General features: G+C 74.7%; 6 protein-coding genes. 2 read left to right on the top strand and 4 right to left on the bottom strand.

Features of this window, described 5'->3' with window-relative positions:
• Nucleotides 1-43: 43 nt before the first annotated feature.
• On the bottom strand, nucleotides 44-1585 hold the full coding sequence (gene hflX, locus ACFU5G_RS28715) for a GTPase HflX (RefSeq protein ID WP_377252337.1): 1542 nt from the start codon (nucleotides 1583-1585) through the stop codon (nucleotides 44-46).
• 185 nt (nucleotides 1586-1770) lie between these two features.
• Here hflX and ACFU5G_RS28710 point away from each other — a divergent pair, with 185 nt between their 5' ends.
• Complete coding sequence (locus tag ACFU5G_RS28710) at nucleotides 1771-2364, top strand: hypothetical protein (RefSeq protein WP_377252335.1); 594 nt, start codon at nucleotides 1771-1773, stop codon at nucleotides 2362-2364.
• 10 nt (nucleotides 2365-2374) lie between these two features.
• Here the strand turns inward: ACFU5G_RS28710 and ACFU5G_RS28705 are convergent, their stop codons facing one another.
• A complete protein-coding gene (locus tag ACFU5G_RS28705; protein WP_121387189.1) occupies nucleotides 2375-2962 on the bottom strand; it encodes a GNAT family N-acetyltransferase in 588 nt (195 codons plus the stop codon).
• Nucleotides 2963-3014: 52 nt separating this feature from the next.
• On the opposite strand from ACFU5G_RS28705, the gene ACFU5G_RS28700 reads away from it, so the two are divergent.
• A complete protein-coding gene (locus ACFU5G_RS28700; RefSeq protein ID WP_377252333.1) occupies nucleotides 3015-3614 on the top strand; it encodes a class I SAM-dependent methyltransferase in 600 nt (199 codons plus the stop codon).
• 65 nt (nucleotides 3615-3679) lie between these two features.
• Here the strand turns inward: ACFU5G_RS28700 and dapF are convergent, their stop codons facing one another.
• On the bottom strand, nucleotides 3680-4645 hold the full coding sequence (gene dapF / locus ACFU5G_RS28695) for a diaminopimelate epimerase (RefSeq protein WP_377252331.1): 966 nt from the start codon (nucleotides 4643-4645) through the stop codon (nucleotides 3680-3682).
• The gene (gene miaA, locus ACFU5G_RS28690) at nucleotides 4642-5628 is read right to left on the bottom strand and encodes a tRNA (adenosine(37)-N6)-dimethylallyltransferase MiaA (RefSeq protein ID WP_377252329.1); all 987 of its coding nucleotides are present in this window, start codon (nucleotides 5626-5628) and stop codon (nucleotides 4642-4644) included. Before miaA ends, dapF begins: the two co-directional genes overlap by 4 nt.
• Between the last annotated feature and the right edge of the window lie 139 nt (nucleotides 5629-5767).

Here is a 5767-nt window from a genome sequence, read left to right as displayed (position 1 = left end):
GTCACGCGAGGTGACCGGGGCGTCGTCTGGTGAGGCGGGAGGATCAGTGCGCGACGGCGACCTGACGCAGCTCGGTGGCGAGCTGCTCGTCCACGCGGCCGCGCAGGTGGGTGCCGGCGGCCACGTGCTCGGTGAGCTCGATGTCACCGTGCTCGTGCACCCGGTGCACCAGGTCGCCCCGGTCGTACGGGACCACCAGGTCGACGTGGACGCCGGGCCGCGGCAGGTCGGCCGCGATCCGCGCGCGCAGCTCGGCGATGCCCTCGCCGGAGTGCGCGGAGACGACGGCGGTGTGCCGCTCGCGCCGCTGGATGCGGCCGACGACCGTCGGGTCGGCGACGTCGGCCTTGTTCAGCACCACGATCTCGTGGACGTCCTCGAACGCCGGGATCTCGGACAGCACCTCGCGGACCGCCGCGATCTGGCCCTCGGGGTCCGGGTGGGACGCGTCGACCACGTGCAGCAGGATGTCGGCGTCGCCGACCTCCTCCAGCGTGGAGCGGAACGCCTCCACGAGCTGGTGCGGCAGGTGCCGCACGAACCCGACCGTGTCCGTGAACGTGTAGACGCGGCCGTCCTCCGTCTTCGTGCGCCGGACCGTCGGGTCCAGCGTGGCGAACAGCGCGTTCTGCACGAGCACGCCCGCACCGGTCAGCGCGTTCAGGAGCGACGACTTGCCGGCGTTGGTGTAGCCCGCGATGGCGACCGCGGGGATCGCGTTGCGCTTGCGGCTGAGCCTCTTGGTCTCGCGGGCCGGCTTCATCGCGTTGATCTCGCGGCGCAGCTTGGCCATGCGGTCGCGGATGCGCCGCCGGTCCAGCTCGATCTTGGTCTCACCGGGACCGCGCGAGCCCATGCCTGCGCCCGCGCCGCCCACCTGGCCACCGGCCTGGCGGGACATCGACTCGCCCCAGCCGCGCAGGCGCGGCAGGAGGTACTCGAGCTGGGCGAGCTCGACCTGGGCCTTGCCCTCCCGGGACTTCGCGTGCTGCGCGAAGATGTCCAGGATCAGCGCGGTGCGGTCGACGACCTTGACCTTGACCACGTCCTCCAGCGCACGGCGCTGGGACGGGGCGAGCTCGCTGTCGACGATCACGGTGTCCGCGCCGGTCGCGAGCACGACCTGGGCCAGCTCCAGCGCCTTGCCGGAGCCGAGGTACGTGCCGGGGTCGGGCTTCTGCCGTCGCTGCAGCAGGCCGTCGAGCACCTGGGAGCCGGCCGTCTCGGCCAGCGCGGCGAGCTCGCGCAGCGAGATCTCCGCGTCGCGGGCCGCGTGCTCGCCGCCCGAGAACAGGCCGACCAGCACGACTCGCTCCAGGCGCAGCTGCCGGTACTCGACCTCGGTGACGTCCTCGAGCTCGGTCGACAGGCCGGCCACGCGGCGCAGCGCGGTGCGCTCCTCGAGGTCCAGCTGGTCGCCGTCGGCCGCGGTGTGCACCGTTCCGCCGTCGGCACGTGCGGTCCCCGCCCGAGCGAGAACCCGTGCCACGACATCGTTCGCGATCGCCTGGGCGTCTGCCTGGGCCGCGCGGAGTTCGGGCGTCTCCTCTGCGGGGAGCTCGGGCTCTGTCGGGGTGTGGGTCATGTATTACCTAACTCTCGATGGTTTGTGCTCGTTACAACAAGTTTCCCACGCCCGAAAGTCCCGCGGCTATGTCTTTCCCCAACCCGCCGCTGTGGTGATCACACCTGTGGATAACCAGCACGGCCCGACGGCGGCCGCTCAGACTTGGAGCACGACGACCACCACACGCAGGGGACGGTACGACCATGCCCGAAGAGATCGAAGGACCCGACCGGACGGGCCGCCCGTGGACCGACGAGGAGACCGCCCGGATCGTGGACCTGGTCCGCGCCGGCGCGGACGAGAGCACCGTCGTCGCCCGTTCCAGGCGGAGCGGCCCCTCGGTGGTGAGCCGGCTGCGGCGGATGCTGCCGCTGGAGCACCGCTCGTGCCCGTCCGACATGGTGGCGGCCGCTCTGCACGGCCACCTGCGCGACGCGGACTACGACTGGCGCGCGGCGATGCTCCTGACGCCGCCCCCGCGGCCGGTGGTCCGCCCGCCCGAGATCGTGCGGACGGGCGTGGCGGGGCTGACGGACGGCGACCTCGTCGGCATCGCGCACAGCGTCCTGCTCGACGACCGGGCGGCCACCGCGGACCTGCGCGAGCGCCTGGTCGGCGAGGTCCGGGAGCGCGGGCTGGTCCGGGACGTCGTCGCCGCCCACGAGTCCTACCTGGCCACGCTCCGGGAGCCGGCCGGGATCCGGGACGTCGACGAGTGGGTCCACCGCTGGTCCACGGCGGTGGGTCTCGGCGCCGACCGGTACCGGGCGTACACGGGGTACGGGCCGTGGGAGTGAGGCGGCGGGGTCAGCCGAGGTCGAGGCGCATCACGCGGCGGCGCTTGGTCGGGCGGCTGACCTCGACGAGCCCCGCCGCGGCGAACGGCCCGGGCGTGCCCACGTTGACCTCGCCCCACGAGATGTCCTGCCCCGGCTCCGGGGCGATCGGGTAGCCCTCGACGGCCCGGGCGCCGCGCTCGCGCGCGTGCGCCACGGCGGCGGCCGCCAGGGGGTACATCAGGCCCTGCTTGCGCATGCCCGCGCGGACGGCGAAGCACGTCACCGCCCAGACCCCGGCGTCGTCCTTGTCCTCGTGCCGGCCGGCCCACGGGACCTGGCTGCCGCGGTAGCGCACGAACTCGGTGCGAGGCGCCACCGCGACCCAGCCGGCGGGCTCGCCGTCGACGTACCCGAGCAGGGCGCCGGACGTCGGGGCGTCCGGCCCCGGGTCGAGCTGCTCGCGAAGCTGATGGGTGCGTTCCTCGACGGGCATGTACCACCAGGCGCGGTCGCCCAGCCGGATGCGCTGGCACTGGCAGTGGTGCGCGCCGCCGCGCGTGCCGAACACGGTCTGCACGTCGTCCCAGCGGTCGGCGGTGGCCACGGCGATCTCCATGCCCGCAGGCTGGCACCGCTCACGCCACCCGGCAAGCGCCTACGATTGCGCGGTGTCCAGCGACCACTACTTCACCGCACAGCCCGCCTCGGACGACGAGCGCCGCACCCGGACCGTCCGCCTCGCCGGGCGGGAGCTGGAGGTCGAGGTGGCGTCCGGCGTCTTCTCCCCCGGCGGCGTGGACAAGGGGACGGTCGTGCTGCTGGAGCACGTACCCGCACCCCCGGCGACGGGCGACCTGCTCGACCTCGGCTGCGGCTGGGGCCCGATCACGATCACCCTGGCGCTGAAGGCCCCGGAGGCCACGGTCTGGGCCGTCGACGTGAACGAGCGTGCGCTCGACCTGGTCCGGCGCAACGCCGAGCGGCTCGGGCTGACCAACGTGCGGGCTGTCCTGCCCGACGACGTCCCGGACGACGTGCGGTTCGCCGCCTGCTGGTCCAACCCGCCGATCCGCGTGGGCAAGCAGGTGCTGCACGAGCTGCTGACCCGCTGGCTGCCCCGGCTCGGGCCGGACGCCGCGGCGTGGCTCGTGGTGCAGAAGAACCTGGGCTCGGACTCGCTGGCCCGCTGGATCACCGAGACGCTCGGGCTCCCGGTGGAGCGCACGACGTCGTCCAAGGGGTTCCGCGTGCTGCGGGTCGCGGGCTGACCGGTCAGACCCCACCGCACGTGTCAGACGTACAGGTCCCGCGAGGGACCTGAGGGTCTGACACGTCAGAGGGAGACGCGGCCCGAGTAGACCAGCTCGGCGGGGCCCGCGAGCTCGACGTTGCCGCCCGGCAGCACGCGCACGCGCACCTCGCCGCCCGGCACCTCGACGATCCAGGTGTCGGGCGCGCCGGCGCCGGTGGTGCCGCCCTGCCACGTGCGGACCGCGAGCGCCGCGGCGCAGGCTCCGGTGCCGCAGGACGGCGTCTCGCCGACCCCGCGCTCGTGCACCCGCATGCGCAGGCGCCCGACGACGCCGTCCGGCCCCGCCTCCTCGCCGAGCGGTACGACGAGCTCGACGTTCGTGCCGTGCGGCGGCACCGGCGCGACCTCGGGGGCGTGGTGCAGCTCCAGCGAGGCGAGCTCCTCGACGCTCGCGAGGGCGACGACGGTGTGCGGGTTGCCGAGGTCGACGCTCAGGGCGGGGCGGGGTGCGGTCCAGCCGCGCACCGCGACGGCGGCGTCGTACCCGTCGGTCACGGCGGTCTCGCCGCCGGGCAGGAACCAGCGGCCCATGTCCACGGCGTACCAGCCGTTCGCCTCCTTGGTGACGCGCTTGACGCCGGCGCGCGTGCCGAGGCTGAGCGGGCCGGCGGAGAGGTCGGCCAGGCCCTGCTGCTCGGCGAACGCGGCGAAGACGCGCACGCCGTTGCCGCACATCTCGGCCACGGAGCCGTCGGAGTTGCGGTAGTCCATGAACCACTCGGCCGTCGGGTCCTGGGCCAGGGCGGCCTGCGCGGACTCCTCGCCCGCGTTCGCCAGGGCCGCCGTCGGGGCGAGCCGGATCACGCCGTCGCCGCCGATCCCGGCGCGCCGGTCGGCCAGCCGGCGGACGTCGGCCGGGGTGAGGTCGAGCTGCCCCTCGGGGTCCGCGATCAGCACGAAGTCGTTCTGCGTGCCGTGCCCCTTTGTGAAGGCGAGCGTGCCGGGGGTCGGGACGGCGGGCACGGGGCTGGTCGCGGGCTGCGTCATGACCCCAGGCTACGGCGCACGGGCTCGGACCCGGCAACCGGCAGGGTCCCGGCGTCGGCGTCGGCCACGAGCTCGAGGGCGTCGGCGAGCAGGTGGGGCGAGGCGGCGTCGAGCCAGTGCACGCGCGGGTCGCGGCCGAACCAGCCCATCTGCTTGCGGGCCAGGCGCCGCGTGTTCGCGGTGACCGCCTCCCGGGCCTCGGCCTCGGTGGACTCGCCGCGCCACCAGGCGAGCACCTCGGCGTAGCCGACGGCGCGCGCGGCGGTGACGCCGAGGCCGGCGCCGGTGCCGCCCTGCTCCGGGCTCGCCAGGCGGCGCACCTCGTCGACCAGGCCGCCGTCCCACATCCGGTCCACGCGGCTGCCGACGCGCGCGTCGAGCACCTCGCGCGAGCAGTCGAGCCCGATCTGCACCGCGGGGCGCACGTACTCCTGGCGGGGCAGGTTGGCCGTGTAGGGGCGGCCGGTGATCTCGATGACCTCCAGCGCGCGCACGATGCGGCGGGTGTTGTGCGGCCCGATGCTCTCGGCGGCCTGCGGGTCCAGCCGCTCCAGCTCGGCGTGCAGGGCACGCCGCCCCTCGGCCTCGGCCCGCGCCTCCAGCCGGTCCCGGACGGCCGGGTCCGTGCCGGGAAAATCCATCTGGTCCAGCAGCGCCCGGACGTACAGCCCGGACCCGCCGACGACGACGGCGCGCGCGCCGCGCCCGGCGATCGCGTCCAGGTCGGCGCGGGCGTCCTCCTGGTAGCGCGCGACCGACGCGTCCTGCGCCGGGTCGAGCACGTCGAGCTGGTGGTGGGTGATGCCGCGCCGCTCGGCGGGCGGCACCTTGGCGGTGCCGACGTCCATGCCGCGGTAGAGCTGGTAGGCGTCGGCGTTGACGATCTCGGCCGGGGCCCGGTCGGTGCCCAGCGCCTGGGCCAGGTCGAGGGCGAGGTCCGACTTCCCGGTGGCGGTGGGCCCCACGACGGCGACGACTATCACCGGGCAACCTTACGGGCGGCCGCCGGTGGTCACGACAGCGCGGCAGCTCTGCCGCGCCGGGCACCTGAGGTCGGCAGTCGGCAGTTTGCCCCGCAAAGTCGGCAGTCTGCATCGAGGTCGGCACAGGCCTCTGCCGACC

The organism is Promicromonospora sp. NPDC057488 (assembly GCF_042802395.1).
In the GTDB taxonomy this organism is placed as follows: domain Bacteria; phylum Actinomycetota; class Actinomycetes; order Actinomycetales; family Cellulomonadaceae; genus Promicromonospora.
The sequence above is the reverse complement of the archived record's forward strand: the minus strand, read 5'-3'. Positions and strand labels throughout refer to the sequence as shown.